Annotated in this window: 14 protein-coding genes; 8 read left to right on the top strand and 6 right to left on the bottom strand. The window is 68.9% G+C overall.

Annotated features, from left to right (window positions below; translation table 11 throughout):
- The 3 genes from glpK to ABD346_RS17695 form a co-directional block, all read right to left on the bottom strand.
- The gene (gene glpK, locus ABD346_RS17685; RefSeq protein ID WP_344375845.1) at positions 1 to 1,527 is read right to left on the bottom strand and encodes a glycerol kinase GlpK; all 1,527 of its coding nucleotides are present in this window, start codon (positions 1,525 to 1,527) and stop codon (positions 1 to 3) included.
- 40 nt (positions 1,528 to 1,567) lie between these two features.
- Positions 1,568 to 2,344: an MIP/aquaporin family protein gene (locus ABD346_RS17690; RefSeq protein ID WP_344375847.1), complete on the bottom strand. Its 777-nt coding sequence runs from the start codon at positions 2,342 to 2,344 to the stop codon at positions 1,568 to 1,570.
- A gap of 367 nt (positions 2,345 to 2,711) precedes the next feature.
- Entirely contained in the window at positions 2,712 to 3,476 is a 765-nt protein-coding gene (locus ABD346_RS17695; protein WP_189962076.1) for an IclR family transcriptional regulator, read from the bottom strand.
- Positions 3,477 to 3,767: 291 nt separating this feature from the next.
- Here ABD346_RS17695 and metH point away from each other — a divergent pair, with 291 nt between their 5' ends.
- The 4 genes from metH to ABD346_RS17715 all read left to right on the top strand — a co-directional run bounded on the left by metH (position 3,768) and on the right by ABD346_RS17715 (position 11,906).
- On the top strand, positions 3,768 to 7,277 hold the full coding sequence (metH, locus tag ABD346_RS17700) for a methionine synthase (RefSeq protein ID WP_344375849.1): 3,510 nt from the start codon (positions 3,768 to 3,770) through the stop codon (positions 7,275 to 7,277).
- Positions 7,278 to 7,406: 129 nt separating this feature from the next.
- The gene (locus ABD346_RS17705; protein WP_381226198.1) at positions 7,407 to 8,147 is read left to right on the top strand and encodes an HAD family hydrolase; all 741 of its coding nucleotides are present in this window, start codon (positions 7,407 to 7,409) and stop codon (positions 8,145 to 8,147) included.
- Between the two features lie 490 nt (positions 8,148 to 8,637).
- Positions 8,638 to 10,242, top strand: a complete 1,605-nt coding sequence (locus tag ABD346_RS17710) for an ABC transporter substrate-binding protein (protein WP_344375851.1) — start codon at positions 8,638 to 8,640, stop codon at positions 10,240 to 10,242.
- Positions 10,243 to 10,313: 71 nt separating this feature from the next.
- A complete protein-coding gene (locus ABD346_RS17715) occupies positions 10,314 to 11,906 on the top strand; it encodes an ABC transporter substrate-binding protein (protein ID WP_344376260.1) in 1,593 nt (530 codons plus the stop codon).
- Between the two features lie 250 nt (positions 11,907 to 12,156).
- Here the strand turns inward: ABD346_RS17715 and ABD346_RS17720 are convergent, their stop codons facing one another.
- The gene (locus ABD346_RS17720; protein WP_053723497.1) at positions 12,157 to 12,828 is read right to left on the bottom strand and encodes a response regulator; all 672 of its coding nucleotides are present in this window, start codon (positions 12,826 to 12,828) and stop codon (positions 12,157 to 12,159) included.
- Positions 12,829 to 12,956: 128 nt separating this feature from the next.
- Positions 12,957 to 13,814 (bottom strand): RecB family exonuclease, encoded by an 858-nt coding sequence (locus tag ABD346_RS17725; protein WP_344375853.1) that lies wholly within the window; start codon positions 13,812 to 13,814, stop codon positions 12,957 to 12,959.
- A gap of 88 nt (positions 13,815 to 13,902) precedes the next feature.
- On the opposite strand from ABD346_RS17725, the gene ABD346_RS17730 reads away from it, so the two are divergent.
- From ABD346_RS17730 to ABD346_RS17740, 3 genes are all read left to right on the top strand, one after another.
- On the top strand, positions 13,903 to 15,243 hold the full coding sequence (locus tag ABD346_RS17730) for a site-2 protease family protein (protein WP_381226194.1): 1,341 nt from the start codon (positions 13,903 to 13,905) through the stop codon (positions 15,241 to 15,243).
- 56 nt (positions 15,244 to 15,299) lie between these two features.
- Positions 15,300 to 16,187, top strand: a complete 888-nt coding sequence (locus tag ABD346_RS17735; RefSeq protein ID WP_100577078.1) for a tRNA (adenine-N1)-methyltransferase — start codon at positions 15,300 to 15,302, stop codon at positions 16,185 to 16,187.
- A 190-nt stretch (positions 16,188 to 16,377) separates the two neighbouring features.
- Positions 16,378 to 16,959, top strand: a complete 582-nt coding sequence (locus ABD346_RS17740; RefSeq protein WP_344375857.1) for a hypothetical protein — start codon at positions 16,378 to 16,380, stop codon at positions 16,957 to 16,959.
- A 32-nt stretch (positions 16,960 to 16,991) separates the two neighbouring features.
- On the opposite strand, the gene ABD346_RS17745 is transcribed toward ABD346_RS17740, so the two are convergent.
- Positions 16,992 to 17,270: a ferredoxin gene (locus ABD346_RS17745; protein WP_053723502.1), complete on the bottom strand. Its 279-nt coding sequence runs from the start codon at positions 17,268 to 17,270 to the stop codon at positions 16,992 to 16,994.
- Positions 17,271 to 17,510: 240 nt separating this feature from the next.
- Between ABD346_RS17745 and arc the strand changes: the two genes are divergently transcribed.
- The gene (arc, locus tag ABD346_RS17750; protein WP_053723538.1) at positions 17,511 to 19,277 is read left to right on the top strand and encodes a proteasome ATPase; all 1,767 of its coding nucleotides are present in this window, start codon (positions 17,511 to 17,513) and stop codon (positions 19,275 to 19,277) included.
- Positions 19,278 to 19,470 lie beyond the last annotated feature (193 nt).

Here is a 19,470-nt window from a genome sequence, read left to right on the forward strand (position 1 = left end):
TTACTCCTCGTCCTCGATCCAGCCCATGGTCCGCTCGACGGCCTTGAGCCAGTTCTTGTACTCGCTGTCACGCCTGTCGGCGTCCATGCGAGGGGTCCATTCCGCCGCCCGGCGCCAGTTGGCGCGCAGCGCGTCGGTGTCCGGCCAGAAGCCGACGGCCAGACCGGCGGCGTAGGCGGCGCCGAGGCAGGTCGTCTCGGCGACCATCGGACGCACGACCGGCGCGTCCAGGAAGTCCGAGAGGGTCTGCATCAGCAGGTTGTTGGAGGTCATGCCGCCGTCGACCTTCAGCGCGGTCAGCTCGACGCCCGAGTCCTTCGTCATGGCGTCGGTGATCTCGCGGGTCTGCCAGGCGGTGGCCTCGAGAACGGCGCGCGCGATGTGCGCCTTGGTGACGTACCGGGTGAGGCCGGCGATCACACCGCGGGCGTCGGAGCGCCAGTACGGGGCGAACAGGCCGGAGAAGGCCGGCACGAAGTAGGCGCCGCCGTTGTCCTCGACGGAGGAGGCCAGCGTCTCGATCTCCGCGGCGGTCTTGATCATGCCCATCTGGTCGCGCATCCACTGGACGAGCGAGCCGGTGACGGCGATGGAGCCTTCGAGGGCGTAGACCGGCTTCTGGTCGCCGATCTGGTAGCCGACGGTCGTCAGCAGGCCGTTGTAGGAGTTGACGGGCTTGTCACCGGTGTTCATCAGCATGAAGGTGCCGGTGCCGTAGGTCGACTTGGCCTCGCCCTCGGAGAAGCAGGTCTGGCCGAACAGGGCCGCCTGCTGGTCGCCGAGCGCGGAGGCGACGGGGATGCCGTCCAGGACGCCGCCCTTGGCGTGTCCGTACACCTCGGCGGACGAGCGGATCTCCGGCAGCACGGCCGCCGGGATCTCCATGGACGACAGGATCTTGTCGTCCCACGCCATCTCGTGCAGGTTCATCAGGAGGGTGCGCGAGGCGTTGGTGACGTCCGTGACGTGGACACCGCCGTCGGTGCCGCCGGTCAGGTTCCAGATGACCCAGGAGTCCATGGTGCCGAAGAGGATGTCGCCGCGCTCGGCGCGCTCGCGCAGGCCCTCGACGTTGTCGAGCAGCCAGCGCACCTTCGGGCCCGCGAAGTACGAGGCGAGCGGCAGGCCGGTCTCGCGGCGGAAGCGGTCCTGGCCGACGTTGCGGCCGAGCTCCTTGCAGAGCGCGTCGGTGCGGGTGTCCTGCCAGACCAGCGCGTTGTGCACGGGCTCGCCGGTGTTCTTGTCCCACATCAGCGTGGTTTCACGCTGGTTGGTGATGCCGATCGCCTTGACGTCGGCGGCGGTGATGCCCGCCTTCTCGACCGCGCCGGCCACGACTTCCTGGACGTTGGTCCAGATCTCGGTGGCATCGTGCTCCACCCAGCCCGGCTTCGGGAAGATCTGCTCGTGCTCCTTCTGGTCGACCGAGACGATCCGGCCGTCCTTGTCGAAGACGATGCAGCGGCTGGAGGTGGTGCCCTGGTCGATGGCCGCGATGAACGGGCCGGTGCTGTGCGTGTCGCTCATGGGGTGCTCCCGGTAGGTCCGAAGGGGGTCGCGTCGTGTCTCAGGCGAAGGCGATGTTGTAGATGCCACCGGCGATCGCGCCGCCGATCAGCGGGCCGACGACGGGGATCCACGCGTAGCTCCAGTCCGAGCCGCCCTTGTTGGGCAGGGGCAGCAGGGAGTGCACGATGCGCGGGCCGAGGTCGCGGACCGGGTTGATGGCGTAGCCGGTCGGACCGCCGATCGAGAGACCGATGCCCACCACGACGAGCGCGGTGATCAGGACACCGATGACGCCGAGACCCTTGCCGTCGCCGTTGAGGCCCTGGGTCAGGATCGCGAGCACCAGAATGATGGTGGCGATGACCTCCGTGACCACGTTCTGGACCACGTTGCGGATCTCCGGGCCGGTCGAGAAGACGCCGAGCACCGGACCGGCCTTGCTTTCGCGGGCCTCGATCGCCTTGCCGTCGCCCACGATCTCGGAGTCGGTGAGGTGCGCGTGGAACTGGCCGTAGTAGGCGAGCCACACGAGGACCGCGCCGAGCATGGCGCCGAGGATCTGTCCGCCGAGGTACACGGGGACGTCGCTCCACTTGGTGCCGCCCTCGATCGCGAGACCCAGGGTCACCGCGGGGTTGAGGTGGGCGCCCGAGAGCGGGGCCGAGATGTAGGCGGCGGTCAGCACGGCGAAGCCCCACCCGAAGGTGATCGCGAGCCAGCCGGCGTTCCGCGCCTTAGAGCGCTTCAACGTGACGGCGGCGCACACGCCACCGCCCAGCAGGGTGAGAACGGCGGTACCAATGATCTCGCCGGTGAAGATGTCGTGGCTGGACACCCGCGACTCCTTTGTCCTTCGTCCAGGGGGAAATCCCAACAAGCGGAACACCGGGTCCCTCCGGTGGTCCGCACCCTCAATGGCTGAGGGCTGTCCGGCCCATGGCGTTGTCACACTCTAACTCGTATTGCCGGTAGGTGTTCGACAATGCCGACCGCTGAACGGCAGTTTTGCCCCCGGGTTAACTGGACGTCAATACTTCCGTGGCCGGAATCCCTGATCGTTACCAGGTGGTACGAACCACCAAACATGGACCCGGGCGCGGGATCAAGATCATGTACTGGTATGGCGCGAGTCGTCATGGCGGTGTTCTGTCCTGCGGCGAGCGGGCTGGAGCGCCCGGCGCCGCACCGCCGCAAGCGGTCGGCTAGAAGCGCCCGGCGCCCAGGTCCCGCGAGACCGCGCGGGCGCAGTCGCGTACGGCGGCCACCAGCTCGGGCCGCACCTCGCCGTCCTTGCAGACCCGCTCGACGGCGCCCGTGACGCCCACCGCGCCGACCGGCATCCGGCGCCGGTCGTGGATCGGGGCGGCCACCGAGGCGACGCCCTCCCAGGTCTCCTCGATGTCCGAGCCCCAGCCGCGCGCCCGGGTGACGTCGAGCAGCCCCTCGAAGCTCTCGGGCGCGGTGACCGTGTGGGCCGTGAACGCCTCGTGCATGTTGTCCACCGCCTCGGTGTGCGCCACCGGGTCGTACGCGGAGAGCACCTTGCCCAGGGCCGTGGAGTGCAGCGGCTGCATGGCACCCACTTCGAGCACCTGGCGGCTGTCGTCGGGCCGGAAGACGTGGTGCATGATCAGCACGCCCTGCTGGTGGAGCACCCCCACGTACACGCTCTCGCCGCTGGAGCGGGCCAGGTCGTCCGTCCACACCAGGGCGCGCGCCCGCAGCTCGTGGACGTCCAGGTAGCTGTTGCCCAGGCGCAGCAGCTCGGCGCCCAGCTGGTAGCGGCCGGAGGCCGGGTCCTGCTCCACGAAGCCCTCGGCCTGCAGGGTGCGCAGGATCCCGTGCGCGGTGCCCTTGGCGAGGCCCAGTGCGGAGGCCACCTCGGACAGACCGAGCCGCCGCTCGCCCCCCGCGAGCAGCCGCAGCATGGCGGCCGCCCGTTCGAGCGACTGGATGTTGCGCGCCATCGCGCTCCCTCCCTTTTCGGGCACTGCTGAACCGGCTGTCGCCGCTGAAGCGGCCGGCTCTCACATCGACTGGTTCGACAATGCTGAACAGTATCGGCCGTTGCCGACCTCGTGTCACCGCGAGGGCGGGCCCTCCCGACACTTCCGGACACCTGCATCCGGCCGTGCCCCGGCCGTCCGCCCCCTGATACAGCCGCGCGCCGCCAGGGTCCGCCCGGTTAGGCTGGCCGCGTGCGCCCTCCCACCGGACGGCGCAAAGCCGACAGCCGTCGCACTCCAGGGAGCACATCCATGGCCTTGTTGCCGACCCCTTCCGCTGACAGCCGGACCCGTATCGACGCCCTCCGCGAGGCGCTCGCCACCCGGGTGGTGGTGGCCGACGGTGCGATGGGCACGATGCTGCAGGCGCAGGATCCCACCCTGGAGGACTTCCAGGACCTCGAGGGCTGCAACGAGGTCCTGAACGTGACCCGGCCCGACATCGTGCGCTCGGTCCACGAGGCGTACTTCTCGGTCGGCGTGGACTGCGTCGAGACCAATACCTTCGGCGCCAACCACACCGCGATGAGCGAGTACGACATCCCGGAGCGGGTGCACGAGCTGTCGGAGGCCGGCGCCCGCATCGCCCGCGAGGTCGCCGACGAGTTCACCGCCTCGACCGGACAGCAGCGCTGGGTGCTCGGTTCCATCGGCCCCGGTACGAAGCTGCCGACGCTCGGCCACATCGGCTACCCCACGCTGCGCGACGGATTCCAGGCGAACGCCGAGGGCCTGATCGCGGGCGGCTCGGACGCGCTGATCGTCGAGACCACCCAGGACCTGCTCCAGACCAAGTCCGCCATCCTCGGCGCCCGCCGCGCGATGGAGGCGACCGGGGCCGACCTGCCGCTCCTGGTCTCGCTCGCCTTCGAGACGACCGGCACGATGCTGCTCGGCTCCGAGATCGGCGCCGCGCTGACCGCCCTTGAGCCGCTCGGCGTCGACATGATCGGTCTGAACTGCTCGACCGGCCCCGCCGAGATGAGCGAGCACCTGCGCTACCTCACCCGGCACTCGCGCATCCCGCTGCTCTGCATGCCCAACGCCGGCCTGCCGGTCCTCACCAAGGACGGGGCCCACTTCCCGCTCGGCCCCGAGGGCCTGGCCGACGCGCAGGAGAACTTCGTCCGCGACTACGGCCTGTCCCTGGTGGGCGGCTGCTGCGGTACGACCCCCGAGCACCTGCGCCAGGTCGTGGACCGGGTGCGCGGAACCGCCCCCGGCGAGCGCCACCCGCGCCCGGAGCCGGGCGCCGCCTCGCTCTACCAGACGGTGCCGTTCCGCCAGGACACCTCCTACCTGGCCATCGGCGAGCGCACCAACGCGAACGGGTCGAAGAAGTTCCGCGAGGCCATGCTGGAGGCCCGCTGGGACGACTGTGTGGAGATGGCCCGCGACCAGATCCGCGAGGGCGCCCACATGCTCGACCTCTGCGTCGACTACGTGGGCCGCGACGGCGTGGCCGACATGGCCGAGCTGGCCGGCCGCTTCGCGACCGCCTCCACCCTCCCCATCGTCCTGGACTCGACCGAACTCCCGGTCATCCAGGCCGGGTTGGAGAAGCTGGGCGGCCGTGCGGTCATCAACTCGGTCAACTACGAGGACGGCGACGGGCCCGAGTCGCGGTTCGCGAAGGTCACCGGGCTCGCGGTCGAGCACGGTGCCGCGCTGATCGCGCTGACCATCGACGAGGAGGGCCAGGCCCGCACCGTCGAGACCAAGGTCGCGATCGCCGAGCGGCTCATCGCGGACCTGACCGGGAACTGGGGGGTGCACGAGTCGGACATCCTCATCGACGCCCTGACCTTCACCATCTGCACCGGCCAGGAGGAGTCGCGGGGCGACGGCATCGCCACCATCGAGGCGATCCGCGAGCTCAAGCGCCGCCACCCGGACGTGCAGACCACGCTCGGCCTGTCCAACATCTCCTTCGGCCTGAACCCGGCCGCCCGTGTCGTCCTCAACTCCGTGTTCCTGGACGAGTGCGTGAAGGCCGGCCTGGACTCGGCGATCGTGCACGCCTCGAAGATCCTTCCGATCGCGCGCCTGGAGGAGGAGCAGGTCAAGGTCGCCCTCGACCTGATCTACGACCGGCGCGCCGAGGGCTACGACCCCCTGCAGAAGCTCATGGAGCTGTTCGAGGGCGTCAACATGAAGTCGATGAAGGCGGGCAAGGCCGAGGAACTCCTCGCCCTGCCGCTGGAGGAGCGCCTGAAGCGCCGCATCATCGACGGCGAGAAGAACGGCCTGGAGGCCGACCTCGACGAGGCGCTCCAGGACACCCCCGCCCTCGACATCGTCAACAACACCCTGCTCGAAGGCATGAAGGTGGTCGGCGAGCTGTTCGGCTCCGGCCAGATGCAGCTGCCGTTCGTGCTCCAGTCCGCCGAGGTCATGAAGTCGGCGGTCGCCCACCTGGAGCCGCACATGGAGAAGTCGGACGCGGAGGGCAAGGGCACCATCGTGCTCGCCACCGTGCGCGGCGACGTCCACGACATCGGCAAGAACCTCGTCGACATCATCCTGTCCAACAACGGCTACAACGTCGTCAACCTCGGCATCAAGCAGCCGGTCTCCGCGATCCTGGAAGCCGCCGAGGAGCACCGCGCCGACGTGATCGGCATGTCCGGCCTCCTGGTCAAGTCCACGGTGATCATGAAGGAGAACCTGGAGGAGCTCAACCAGCGCAAGCTGGCCGCCGAGTACCCCGTCATCCTCGGCGGCGCGGCCCTGACCCGGGCCTATGTCGAGCAGGACCTGCACGAGATCTACCAGGGCGAAGTCCGCTACGCCCGCGACGCGTTCGAGGGCCTGCGCCTCATGGACGCCCTGATCGGCGTCAAGCGCGGCGTGCCCGGAGCCGTGCTCCCGGAGCTGAAGCAGCGCCGCGTCCCCAAGCGCGACACCCCCGTCCTGGAGGTCGAGGAGCCGGAGGGCTCGGTGCGCTCCGACGTGGCCACCGACAACCCGGTGCCCACCCCGCCGTTCTGGGGCACCCGCGTCATCAAGGGCATCCCGCTCAAGGAATACGCCTCCTGGCTGGACGAGGGCGCCCTGTTCAAGGGCCAGTGGGGCCTGAAGGAAGCCCGTGCGGGCGGCCCCACCTACGAGGAGCTGGTGGAGACCGAGGGTCGCCCGCACCTGCGCGGCTGGCTCGACAAGCTGCACACCGAGGGCCTGCTTGAGGCGGCCGTCGTCCACGGCTACTTCCCGTGCGTGTCCAAGGGCGACGACCTGATCCTGCTGAACGAGGACGGCTCGGAGCGCACCCGCTTCACCTTCCCGCGCCAGCGCCGGGGACGGCGGCTGTGCCTGGCGGACTTCTTCCGCCCGGAGGACTCCGGCGAGGTGGACGTCGTCGGCCTCCAGGTCGTCACCGTCGGCTCCCGGATCGGCGAGGAGACGGCCAAGCTCTTCGCGGCCAACGCCTACCGCGACTACCTCGAACTGCACGGCCTGTCCGTCCAGTTGGCGGAAGCGCTCGCCGAGTACTGGCACGCCCGGGTCCGCTCCGAGCTCGGCTTCGCCGGCGAGGACCCCTCCGAGGTGGAGGACATGTTCGCCCTGAAGTACCGCGGCGCGCGCTTCTCGCTCGGCTACGGGGCCTGCCCCGACCTGGAGGACCGGGCGAAGATCGCCGAGCTGCTCGAACCGGAGCGGATCGGCGTCCACCTCTCCGAGGAGTTCCAGCTCCACCCCGAGCAGTCCACCGACGCCATCGTCATCCACCACCCCGAAGCCAAGTACTTCAACGCCCGATGACGGGGCGCGGCACATAATTCAGCGCATGTTCAGCGGGCCGGACGTACACTGGTCGGCCCAGTGAAGGCCGGTCGCTTTTCCCAGCTGGGGAAGGCGACCGGCCTTCTCGTCCCCTCAGGAGGTGTGCCGATGACCAGTACGGTCCCCGCGGCCACGACTCATCCCCAGGCTCTCAACTCCGTTCGAGCAGGGGAGACCCCAATGGCCGAGGGCGCAGCCCTCCAGGCCGTCTTCCTCGACATGGACGGCACCCTGGTCGACACCGAGGGCTTCTGGTGGGACGCCGAGCGCGAGGTCTTCGCGGACCTCGGGCACGCCCTCGACGAGTCGTGGCGGGACGTGGTGGTCGGCGGCCCGATGACGCGCAGCGCGGGCTTCCTCATCGAGGCCACCGGCGCCGACATCACCCTGGCCGAGCTGACCGTACTGCTCAACGAACGCTTCGAGGAGCGCATCACCCGCGGGGTGCCGCTGATGCCGGGCGCCGCCCGGCTGCTGAGCGAGCTCGCCACCCACAACATCCCGACAGCCCTGGTCTCGGCCTCGCACCGCCGCATCATCGACAAGATCGTCCACTCGCTCGGCCCGTCCAACTTCGCCCTGACCGTCGCGGGCGACGAGGTGGCCCGCACCAAGCCGCACCCCGACCCGTACCTGATCGCCGCCGACGGACTCGGCGCCGACCCGGCCAGGTGCGCCGTCGTGGAGGACACCGCGACCGGCGTCGCGGCGGCCGAGGCGGCCGGCTGCCGGGTGGTCGCGGTACCGTCCGTCGCCCCGATCGAGGCCGCCGCGGGCCGGGTCGTGGTGGGCTCCCTCGAAGAGGTCGACCTGGCATTTCTGCGCACCTTGATCACCAGGATGAACTGACCCGCACACCGAGCGTGCGCCGCTGAATGCAGCGGAAACTCATCGCAGCCGCGCGTTCATTTTCCGTGACGCCCACGGTGCCGAATTCACACCCTGTCAAAGGGACCCGGGTGGTGACGTTCGTCACCCGACAGGGGGTCGACAGGAGCCCGATCCCGGCACTCCGGGCCCCCTGGACGCACCCTTGTGTCCCGTTTGGTGATCTCGTGTACGAATCATTCCGCCGCCCGTATATCGGTGGGCCGGTATTGCGGCGGACGGATTGATTCCCCGTGCACCAGAGCCAGTTCCAGCTTTTCGTACGGCGCCCACTAATCTCGTCCAAGAACTTCGCCGCACCCTCATCTGCCCCGCCGCACACCAAGCGGACGGGAGCGCAGGTCCGATCGCACAAACCCGGCCCGATCGCCCCGCCCCGAACGGGCGGACGCGGCGGAGTGTCCCGTACACAGCTGTACCCCAAAGTGCCGGACAAGGGAGATCGTCCAGGATGAACCGCAAGACTTTGGTGCTGCCGGCCGTAGTGGCCTTGCTCGCTCCCGTACTCGCCGCCTGTGGCGGATCGGAGAGCGGGGGAGACGGCGGCAAGACCATCGTCGTGGGCACCACGGACCAGTTCGTGGCAACCAAGGACGCCCCTGCCCCCCTCGATCCGGCGCACGCCTACGAGACGGGCATCTGGAACGTGATGCGCCAGACGACGCAGTCGCTGGTCCACGTTCCGCGCGGCGGCGGCATGCCCGTCCCCGACGCGGCCTCCGCCTGCAACTTCACCGACAAGGAGAACGAGAGCTACCGCTGCACCCTGCGCAGCGGCCTCGAGTTCGCCGATGGCACCAAGGTGACCGCCGACGACGTGAAGTACTCCATCCAGCGCGTCATCGACATCAAGGACGACAACGGCCCCTCCGGTCTCCTCGACAACATCGACACCATGGAGACCAAGGGCGACGCCGAGATCGTCTTCCACCTCAAGACGCCGGACGCCACGTTCCCGTACAAGCTGGCCACCCCCGCCGCGGGCATCGTGCAGAAGGACAAGTACGGGCCGAAGAAGCTCCGCGACGGCTTCGAGATGGACGGCTCCGGGCCGTACAAGATGAAGGCCGAGGTCAAGGGCGGCGAGCAGGCGGTGACGTTCACCTTCACCAAGAACTCCAACTACAAGGGTGACGTCAAGCTCGCCAACGACAAGGTCGAGCTGCGCTCCTTCCCGACCGCCGAGGCCATGGGCACCGCGCTCGCCAAGGGCGAGATCGACATGATGACCCGTGCGATGACGCCGGGGCAGATCCAGCAGATGCAGGTCAGCCCCAGCAAGGACATCAACCTGGTCGAGATGCCCGGCCTGGAGATCCGCTACCTGGGCTTCAACACCGACGACCCGTCGGTGAAGAACAAGGCCGTGCGCCAGGCGCTCGCCCAGTCCATCGACCGCAGCCAGCTCGTGAACAAGGTGTACGGGCAGACCGCCGAGCCGCTGTACTCGCTGATCCCCACCTCGATCGCCGGGCACACCAACTCGTTCTTCAACAAATACGGCGAGGCCAGCAAGGCCAAGGCCCAGGCCATCCTGAAGAACGCCAACATCCAGACGCCCGTCAAGCTCACCCTCAACTACACGACGGACCACTACGGTTCGATCACCGAGGACGAGTTCAAGAATCTCTCCTCGCAGCTGAACGCGACTGGGCTTTTCAGCACTACGATCCAGGGAACCGAGTGGTCGAAGTTCCGTCCGGCGCAGAAGAAGGGTGAGTACGCGGTCTACGGCCTCGGCTGGTTCCCCGACTTCCCGGACCCGGACAACTTCGTCGCCCCCTTCTTCGGCAAGGACAACTTCCTCAACACCCCGTACGCCAACAACGACATCCGCAACACGCTCATCCCCCAGTCGCGGGTGGCCGCCGACCGCAACCAGGCGTCCAAGCCGTTCGAGTCCATCCAGGACATCGTCGCGAGCGACGTCCCGGTCATCCCGCTGTGGCAGGGCAAGCAGTACGTCGCTGCCCGCAGCGACATCACCGGCACCGAATGGGCCATCAACTCCTCGTCCGACCTGCAGCTCTGGGAACTGGCGCGAGGAAAGAAGTAACGCACGACCCGGCCACGATCCTTACGTGCCGGCCAGTAATTTCCGTGAGCAGGACTGTGAGGCACGTGCACGTGAAGATCCGGAACCGATGGCTGACGACCCCGCTCGCCGCGGGTGTGGCGGCCGGGCTCCTGAGTGGCTGCGGTACCCAGGAGGGCGGCGACGCCGCCTCCGACGGCGGCGGTTCGGTGGTCATGGGGATGTCGGACGACATCCTGGCCACCGACCCCGCCTCGGGTTACGACCCGGGTTCGTGGCTGTTGTTCAACAACGTCTTCCAGTCGCTGCTCAGCTTCCCCAAGGGCAGTTCGACGCCGCAGCCGGAGGCCGCCCAGGCGTGCAGCTTCGACAAGGGCGGCTCCACGGTCTACCGCTGCACCCTGCGCAGCGGCCTCACCTTCAGCAACGGCGACAAGCTGACCTCCGAGGACGTCAAGTACTCCTTCGAGCGCGTGCTGAAGATCAACGACCCCAACGGCCCGGCGCCGATGCTCGCCACCCTGGGCAAGATCGAGACCCCGGACGAGAAGACGGTCGTCTTCCACCTCAAGGTCCCGGACGCCACCTTCCCCAGCAAGATCGCCTCCGGCGCCGGCTCGATCGTCGACCACAAGGAGTACCCGGCCGACAAGCTCCGCACCGACGGCAAGGCGGTCGGCTCCGGCGTCTACAAGCTGAACTCCTTCGGCGACGACAAGGCCGTCTTCTCGGTCAACTCCTCGTACGAGGGCCCGGTCAAGGCCAAGAACTCCGGCATGACGCTGAAGCTCTACCACGGTGACCAGAAGGCCCTGGCCGCCGCCCTGAACAAGGGCGACGTCGACCTCGTCTACCGAGGCCTGACCGCCAAGGACACCGCGGCCCTGCAGAGTTCGCCGACGGCGGACAAGAAGGGCATCGAGGTCATCGAGGGCACCAGTGCCGAGGTCCAGGACCTGGTCTTCAACATGAAGGACCCGGTCGTCGGCAAGGTCGGGGTGCGCAAGGCGATCGCCTACCTCGTCGACCGCGAAGCCCTGGTGCGCGACGTGTACTCGTCCACCGCGAGCCCGCTGTACTCGGTCATCCCGAGCGGCATCACGGCCCACAACACCGCCCTGTTCGACATGTACGGCGGCAGCCCCCAGCCCGCCAAGGCGAAGGCGGCCCTGCACTCGGCCGGCATCACCGGCAAGGTGAAGCTGACCCTGTGGTCCACGCCGAGCCGCTACGGCCCGTCCACCGACGACGAGCTGAAGGCGATAGCCAAGCAGCTCAACGCGAGCGGCCTGTTCGACGCGGACGTGAAGTCGGTCGAGTTCAAGCAGTACGAGAAGGACATCGAGGCCGGCAAGTACGGCGTCTACGTGAAGGGCTGGGTCCCCGACTACCCGGACCCGGACAACTTCACCCTGCCGTTCTTCGGCAAGGGCAACGTGCTGTCCAACAACTACGCGAACAAGCAGATCACCGACGAGATCCTCCCGGCGACCGCGGCCACCGCCGACCGCGCGGCCACGGAGGGCGACTTCGCCAAGCTCCAGGACATGGTCGCCGACGAACTCCCCGTCCTTCCCCTGTGGCAGGGCAAGCAGTACGCGGTGGCCCGAACCGGCATCACCGGCCTGGAATGGACCCTGGACGCGTCAACGGTGTTCCGCTTCTGGGAGATCAAGAAGGGTTAGGGGCAACCCGGCTGGGGGCGCGGGGCCCCATGGGGGCGCGGGGCCGTGCCATTGCGCGGCCCCGGTCCCCGAGGGAGCTCGGACCCGGTCCTGCCAGGGGCGCGGGGCCGTGACATTCTGCGGCGCGGCTCAGCCGCGTGGCGCGACCAGCCACCTACGGCCCGCGGTCGAAAGAGACCAGCCCCTCCGGCGTCCGAGGAGCGGGAGCCCGGGGCAGAGCCCCCGGAAGGCCGGGGGAGCCACCCCGCCCTCACTGTGCGCCGGGCCGAACCAACCCACTCTCGTACGCGTAGACGGCCGCCTGCACCCGGTCCCGAAGCCCCAGCTTCGTCAGCACATGCCCCACATGCGTCTTCACGGTCGTCTCGCTGACAAACAGATCCGCCGCGATCTCCGCGTTGGAAAGCCCGCGGGCCACCAGCTTCAGGACCTCGACCTCACGGTCGGTCAGCGTGTGCAGCGTGTCCGGCACCGGCTCCTCGCCGGACGGCAGATGGTCGGCGTACTTGTCGAGCAGGCGGCGTGTGATCGACGGCGCCAGCATCGCCTCGCCGGCCGCGACCACCCGGATCGCCTGCACCAGCTCGTTGGCGGGCGCGTCCTTCAGGAGGAAGCCGCTGGCCCCCGCCTTGAGCGCCTCCACCACGTACTCGTCGAGGTCGAAGGTGGTCAGGACGAGCACCTTCGCGGGGCCGTCCTTGCCGGGCCCGCTGATCTGCCGGGTCGCCTCGACGCCGTCCATCCGGGGCATCCGGATGTCCATGAGGACCACGTCGGGCTGGAGCGCCCGGACCTGATCGAGGGCCTGCAGACCGTCGCCGGCCTCGCCGACCACCGCGATGTCCTGCTCGGCCTCCAGGATCATCCGGAAGCCGGTGCGCAGCAGCGGCTGGTCGTCGACCAGTAGGACGCGGATCGCCACGGGTACTCCTCATCAGGATTGCTGGACCGGGCCCATTCTGCCCTGCTCACCGGCGGTGGATGCGGCCGGGCGAGGGCCCGGGCGGCCGGCACCCCGGGAGGCCCCGGGCCGACGGCCGCCGCTGGAACTCAGCCTGCCGACTCCGGCGCCGGAGCGATGGACAACGGGTATACCGGGGGAGTCCCCCCGAATTCCGGACAGACCGCCTGATGGTCGCACCAGCCGCACAGCTTGGTGGGCCGGGGCCGCCAGTCGCCCGTCTCGGTGGCGAGCCGGATCGCTTCCCACAGCGCGAGCAGCTTCCGTTCCACCTGGACGAGGTCCGCCTCGACCGGGTCGTACGTCAGCACATCGCCGCTGCCCAGGTACACCAGCTGAAGCCGGCGCGGCACGACCTGCTTCAGGCGCCACACCACCAGCGCGTAGAACTTCATCTGGAAGAGCGCGCCCTCCGCGTACTCCGGCCGCGGTGCCTTGCCCGTCTTGTAGTCGACGATCCGTACCTCGCCGGTGGGCGCCACGTCCACCCGGTCGATGACCCCGCGCAGGCGCAGCCCCGAATCCAGCTCGGTCTCGACGAAGAACTCCCGCTCCACCGGCTCCAGGCGCGTGGGATCCTCCAGCGAGAACCACCGCTCCACCAGCCGCTCGGCCTCGCCCAGCCACTTGGTGAGCCGCTCGCCCTCGGTGTCCTCGGCGAACAGCTCGGTCAGCTCCGGCTTCGATTCGAGCAGCCGGTCCCACTGCCCCGGGATCATCGACTTGGCGCGCGGCGCGGTGCGCTCGGCCGCCGGGTCGTCGAAGAGCCGCTCCAGAACGGCGTGCACCAGCGTGCCGCGCGTGGCCGCCTCGCTCGGCTTCTCGGGCAGTCTGTCGATCACCCGGAACCGGTACAGCAAGGGGCACTGCATGAAGTCGTTCGCCCGCGACGGCGACAGCGACGTTGGCCGCTGTGCGGCCGCGGCCCCACCGGTGCTCGTACTCATGACACAGACCCTACGACCCGCCACTGACAGCGAGCGGAATACCATCGACGACAGGCGCCCTCACCCTGCATGATCGTGGCATCGCACCATGCAGCGAACATTCGGCGGACGAGGAGAGTCCGGCCGGGGCTCCGGGGCAGGTTTCCCGGAGCAGGCATCGTACCGACGAAGGGAACCCGTGGAAGACAGCGGCGAGAGCGGCGAGCGCGGACGGCCGCAGTCCGGCGCGGAGGGCAACACCCCGGGCCCGGGCAACGGCAAGCAACCCCGCCCCGGACCCGGCGGCGGACTCCTGATGGGCCGCCCCTTCGGAGTGCCCGTCTACGTCGCCCCCAGCTGGTTCCTGGTCGCCGCCCTGATCACCTGGGTCTTCGGCGGCCAGCTCGACCGGGTCCTGCCCGAACTCGGCGCCGCCCGCTACCTCGTGTCGCTCTTCTTCGCCGTGGCCTTCTACGCCTCCGTGCTGGTCCACGAACTCGCCCACACCGTGGCCGCGCTCCGCTTCAAGCTGCCGGTGCGCCGGATCCAGCTCCAGTTCTTCGGCGGGGTCTCCGAGATCGAGAAGGAGACCGAGACGCCGGGCCGCGAGTTCGTCCTCGCCTTCGTCGGCCCGCTGCTCTCGCTCGTCCTGTCCGGCGTCTTCTACCTCGGCATGAAGGCCGTCGAACCCGGCACCGTACCCGGCGTGCTGCTGGCGGGCCTGATGATCTCCAACCTCATCGTGGCCGGCTTCAACCTGCTGCCCGGCCTGCCGCTGGACGGCGGCCGCATGCTCCGCGCCGTCGTCTGGAAGATCACCGGCAAGCCCATGAGCGGCACGATCGCCGCCGCCTGGGTCGGCCGCGCGCTCGCCGTCACCGTCCTCATCGGCCTGCCCCTGCTCACCCAGACCGGCGTGCTCGGCAACTCGCCCGACGAGGTCAGCGGCATGGACACCGTCACCGACGCGCTGCTCGCCGCCATCCTCGCCGCGATCATCTGGACCGGCGCCGGCAACAGCCTGCGCATGGCCCGGCTGCGCGAACACCTCCCCGAGCTGCGCGCCCGCACCCTCACCCGGCGCGCCGTTCCCGTCGAGTCCACCACCCCGCTCTCCGAGGCGCTGCGCCGCGCCAACGAGGCGGGTGCCCGCGCGCTGGTCGTCGTCGACGGGCACGGCGACCCGACCGGCCTCGTCCGCGAGGCCGCCATCGTCGGTGTCCCCGAACACCGCCGCCCGTGGGTCGCCGTCAGCGGCCTCGCCCAGGAACTCACCGACGGCATGCGCGTCCCGGCCGAACTCGCCGGAGAGCCGCTGCTCGACCTGCTCCGGGCCACCCCCGCCACCGAGTACCTGGTCGTCGAGGAGACCGGCGAGATCTACGGAGTGCTGTCCGCGGCCGACGTGGAGAAGGCGTTCGTCGCGGCCATGGCGCGGCCCGGCTCCTGACACCGGGCGCCGCCGCCGTGGCGTTCGCGGCCCCGTACGGCCGGTACTCTGGTCGTATGTCCGAACCGACCGGTGCCGCCCGCCGTCGCGGGCCCTTCAAGGTCGGGGACCAGGTCCAGCTCACCGACCCCAAGGGACGCCACTACACGTTCACGCTCGAAGCCGGGAAGAATTTCCACACCCACAAGGGTTCCTTCCCGCACGACGAGCTGATCGGTGCTCCCGAGGGCAGTGTTGTCCGTACCACGGGAAACGTCGCCTACCTCGCGCTGCGCCCCCTGCTCCCCGACTTCGTCCTGTCCATGCCCCGCGGCGCCGCCGTGGTCTACCCCAAGGACGCGGGGCAGATCCTGGCCTTCGCCGACATCTTCGCCGGCGCCCGCGTCGTCGAGGCCGGGGTCGGATCGGGCTCGCTGAGTGCCTTCCTGCTGCGCGCCATCGGCGACCACGGAATGCTGCACTCCTACGAGCGCCGCGAGGACTTCGCCGAGATCGCCACGCAGAACGTGGAGCGCTACTTCGGCGGCCCGCACCCCGCCTGGCAGCTCACCGTCGGCGACCTGCAGGACAACCTGTCGGACACCGAGGTCGACCGCGTCATTCTGGACATGCTCGCCCCCTGGGAGTGCCTGGACGCCGTCTCCAAGGCGCTCGTCCCCGGCGGAATCCTGTGCTGCTACGTGGCCACCACCACCCAGCTCTCGCGCACCGTCGAGTCCATCCGCGAGATCGGCTGCTTCGCCGAGCCGCAGCCCTGGGAATCGATGATCCGCAACTGGCACGTCGAGGGCCTGGCCGTCCGCCCGGACCACCGGATGATCGGCCACACCGGCTTCCTGGTGACCGCGCGCCGCCTCGCGGACGGCGTGGAACCCCCGATGCGCCGCCGCCGCCCCGCCAAGGGCGCTTACGGCGACGACTACGAGGGCCCCAACAAGGACTGAGGTCCCGTCCTGGGGCTGGGCCTCGTACAACGAACCGGCGTCGCCGCCGAGTTCCCGGACCGACACGGGAACTCGGCGGCGACGCCTTTACGTTGAGCCTGTTGCCCCGGTATTCCGCGCCGCCTGTGACGTGTGGCACGATGCTGGCCACCCCCACCACCCGCACCGCCCTTCACAGGAGACCTCCCGCGTGCAGACTGCCGCCGTCCCTGAGCTCGCGCACACCCACGCCCGCCCCGTTCACTGGATCGCCACCGCAACGGCGATGGCCGCCGTGGTCGCGCTCGCGGGCTTCCTGCAGCCGGACGCCGCCAAGGCCTCCCAGACACCCGACGGGCGCGGCACCACCCCTCTGACGACGGCAGCAGCCCCCGACACGGGCGCGGTCGCCTTCCCGCTGGACTGCGGGAGCAACGGCTCGGTGGTGGAGAAGAAGGCCTCGGGCGACCTCGACGGCGACGGTGCCCCCGAAACCGTCGCGGTCGTGCACTGCAACGCCGGCGGCGGCACCCCGCCCAGCGGCATCTACGTCCTGACGAAGCCGGTCGTGAAGGGAGCGCCGCCGCGGGTGGTGGCGACGCTGGTGGACCCCAGGGAGAAGCAGACCGTCGCCGACTTCGACGTACGGGACGGGGCGGTGGCCGCGACCCTGCTCGGCTACTCCTCCGACGACGTGCCGCGCTTCCAGCCGGACGTGCGCCGGCAGGTCAAGTGGCGCTGGCAGGGCGGGAAGTTCGTCCGCTGGACCGGCGCCGCCGCGGTGGGCGTCTGAGCGACCCGGGGTAGCACCGGGTCACCCTCCGCTCACTCCGCGTCGGGTCCGTACACCTCGACGCTGTCCGAAACCCGACGTACGTGAATACAGTCGCCCGGGCACTCCTTCGCGGAGTCCACGACGTCCTGGAGCAACGGCAGCGGTACGGGTGTTGTGGCCCCGGGCGCCTGCAGCAACTCGTCCTCGGAACTCTTCACATACGCAAGCCCGTCGATGTCCAGCTCGAAGACCTCGGGGGCGTACTGGACGCAGATACCGTCGCCGGTGCACAGGTCCTGGTCGATCCAGACTTCGAGAGCCTCGTTCATGTGCCTGCCGTTCCTGCGCGAGTGAATCAATCGGTGCCAGCCCTGACGGGTGTTGACGCCATCGACGATAACAACCGCCCGCTTTCCGATGTTGATGGGTGGGTATTCCCCTGGCGTGAGGGAGAGCGCAAGGGTGAAGATCAGACACACCTCAGAGTCTTTGTGATCTAGGGGTTTCAATCACCACCAGCCCAGGTAGGGTCAGGAAGCGTCCAGCTCCCCTTGGAGGAGGTGAGGACCGTGGCAGCCCACGACGACGACATCAACCGCGGCATCCGGCCCGGGCGGGGGTCTGAGGACCCAGCCGGCCAGGTTGCCTATCTAGAGCAGGAAATCGCCGTCCTGCGACGTAAGCTCGCCGACTCGCCGCGTCATACGAGGATTCTCGAAGAGCGGATCGTCGAGCTGCAGACCAGCCTGGCGGGCGTGTCCGCGCAGAACGAGCGGCTCGCCAACACGCTCCGCGAGGCCCGCGACCAGATCGTGGCCCTCAAGGAGGAGGTCGACCGGCTCGCGCAGCCGCCGGCCGGCTTCGGAGTCTTCCTGCAGTCCAACGAGGACGGCACCGCCGACATCTTCACCGGGGGCCGCAAGCTCCGGGTGAACGTCAGCCCCAGCGTCGAGCTCGACGACCTGAGGCGCGGCCAGGAAGTCATGCTGAACGAAGCGCTCAACGTGGTCGAGGCCATGGAGTTCGAGCGCGCCGGGGACATCGTCACCCTCAAGGAGATCCTGGAGGACGGCGAGCGCGCCCTGGTGGTCGGGCACACCGACGAGGAACGGGTGGTGAGGCTCGCAGAGCCGCTCCTGGACATCACCATCCGTCCCGGCGATGCGCTCCTGCTGGAACCCAGGTCCGGCTACGTCTACGAAGTGGTACCGAAGAGCGAGGTCGAGGAACTCGTCCTCGAAGAGGTCCCGGACGTCGACTACGACAAGATCGGCGGTCTGGGCAACCAGATCGAGCTGATCCGCGACGCGGTCGAGCTCCCCTACCTCTACCCCGACCTCTTCAAGGAGCACGAACTGCGGCCGCCGAAGGGCATCCTGCTCTACGGCCCGCCGGGATGCGGCAAGACGCTGATCGCGAAGGCGGTCGCCAACTCCCTTGCCAAGAAGGTCGCCGAGGTGACCGGCCAGCCCGCGGGGAAGAGCTACTTCCTCAACATCAAGGGCCCCGAGCTCCTCAACAAGTACGTCGGTGAGACCGAGCGGCACATCCGCCTCGTCTTCCAGCGTGCTCGGGAGAAGGCGAGCGAGGGCACCCCCGTCATCGTCTTCTTCGACGAGATGGAATCCCTCTTCCGCACCCGTGGATCCGGTGTGAGCTCGGACGTGGAGAACACCATCGTCCCGCAGCTGCTCGCCGAGATCGACGGCGTGGAGGGCCTGGAGAACGTCATCGTCATCGGCGCCTCCAACCGCGAGGACATGATCGACCCCGCGATCCTGCGGCCCGGCCGGCTCGATGTGAAGATCAAGATCGAGCGTCCGGACGCGGAGGCGGCGAAGGACATCTTCGCCAAGTACCTCCGCTCCTCCCTGCCGCTGCACGCCGACGACCTCGCCGAGCACGGCGGGGACGCGGACGGCACCACCCACGCGATGATCCAGTCCGTGGTGGAGCAGATGTACGCGGAGACCGAGGAGAACCGCTTCCTCGAAGTCACCTACGCCAACGGTGACAAGGAAGTCCTGTACTTCAAGGACTTCAACTCCGGCGCCATGATCCAGAACATCGTGGACCGGGCCAAGAAGATGGCCATCAAGGCCTTCCTCGACCAGAACCAGAAGGGCCTTCGGATCTCCCACCTCCTCCAGGCTTGCGTGGACGAGTTCAAGGAGAACGAGGACCTGCCGAACACCACCAACCCGGACGACTGGGCCAGGATTTCCGGAAAGAAGGGCGAGCGGATCGTATTCATCCGCACCCTTGTCACCGGAAAGCAGGGCGCGGACACCGGACGCTCCATCGACACGGTGGCCAACACCGGTCAGTACCTGTAAAAGGCAGGCCGGCTGCGGGTGCCCGGGCGGGCATCCGCAGCCGACTGCTTTTCAGGCCATAAGCAGGGCACGAGCAATGACGGAATTGATCTCCCCACCAGCGCAAAGGCGTTCTAGGCTCTTCGGTACCGCCGAGTCGCGCAGTGCGGGGACGGGCACCGCACACGCACCGGAGAACCAGCGGTACTTGAGC

Source organism: Streptomyces mauvecolor (genome assembly GCF_039532965.1).
Lineage (GTDB): Bacteria > Actinomycetota > Actinomycetes > Streptomycetales > Streptomycetaceae > Streptomyces > Streptomyces violascens.

Excerpts from the sequence above, each read along its gene's own strand:
- ABD346_RS17725 (WP_344375853.1), bottom strand. The coding sequence starts at position 13,814 with ATGAGTACGAGCACCGGTGGGGCCGCGGCCGCACAGCGGCCAACGTCG.
- ABD346_RS17730 (WP_381226194.1), top strand. The coding sequence starts at position 13,903 with ATGCAGCGAACATTCGGCGGACGAGGAGAGTCCGGCCGGGGCTCCGGG.
- ABD346_RS17745 (WP_053723502.1), bottom strand. The coding sequence starts at position 17,270 with ATGAACGAGGCTCTCGAAGTCTGGATCGACCAGGACCTGTGCACCGGC.
- metH (WP_344375849.1), top strand. The coding sequence starts at position 3,768 with ATGGCCTTGTTGCCGACCCCTTCCGCTGACAGCCGGACCCGTATCGAC.
- ABD346_RS17710 (WP_344375851.1), top strand. The coding sequence starts at position 8,638 with ATGAACCGCAAGACTTTGGTGCTGCCGGCCGTAGTGGCCTTGCTCGCT.
- glpK (WP_344375845.1), bottom strand. The coding sequence starts at position 1,527 with ATGAGCGACACGCACAGCACCGGCCCGTTCATCGCGGCCATCGACCAG.
- ABD346_RS17735 (WP_100577078.1), top strand. The coding sequence starts at position 15,300 with ATGTCCGAACCGACCGGTGCCGCCCGCCGTCGCGGGCCCTTCAAGGTC.
- ABD346_RS17705 (WP_381226198.1), top strand. The coding sequence starts at position 7,407 with ATGACCAGTACGGTCCCCGCGGCCACGACTCATCCCCAGGCTCTCAAC.
- ABD346_RS17695 (WP_189962076.1), bottom strand. The coding sequence starts at position 3,476 with ATGGCGCGCAACATCCAGTCGCTCGAACGGGCGGCCGCCATGCTGCGG.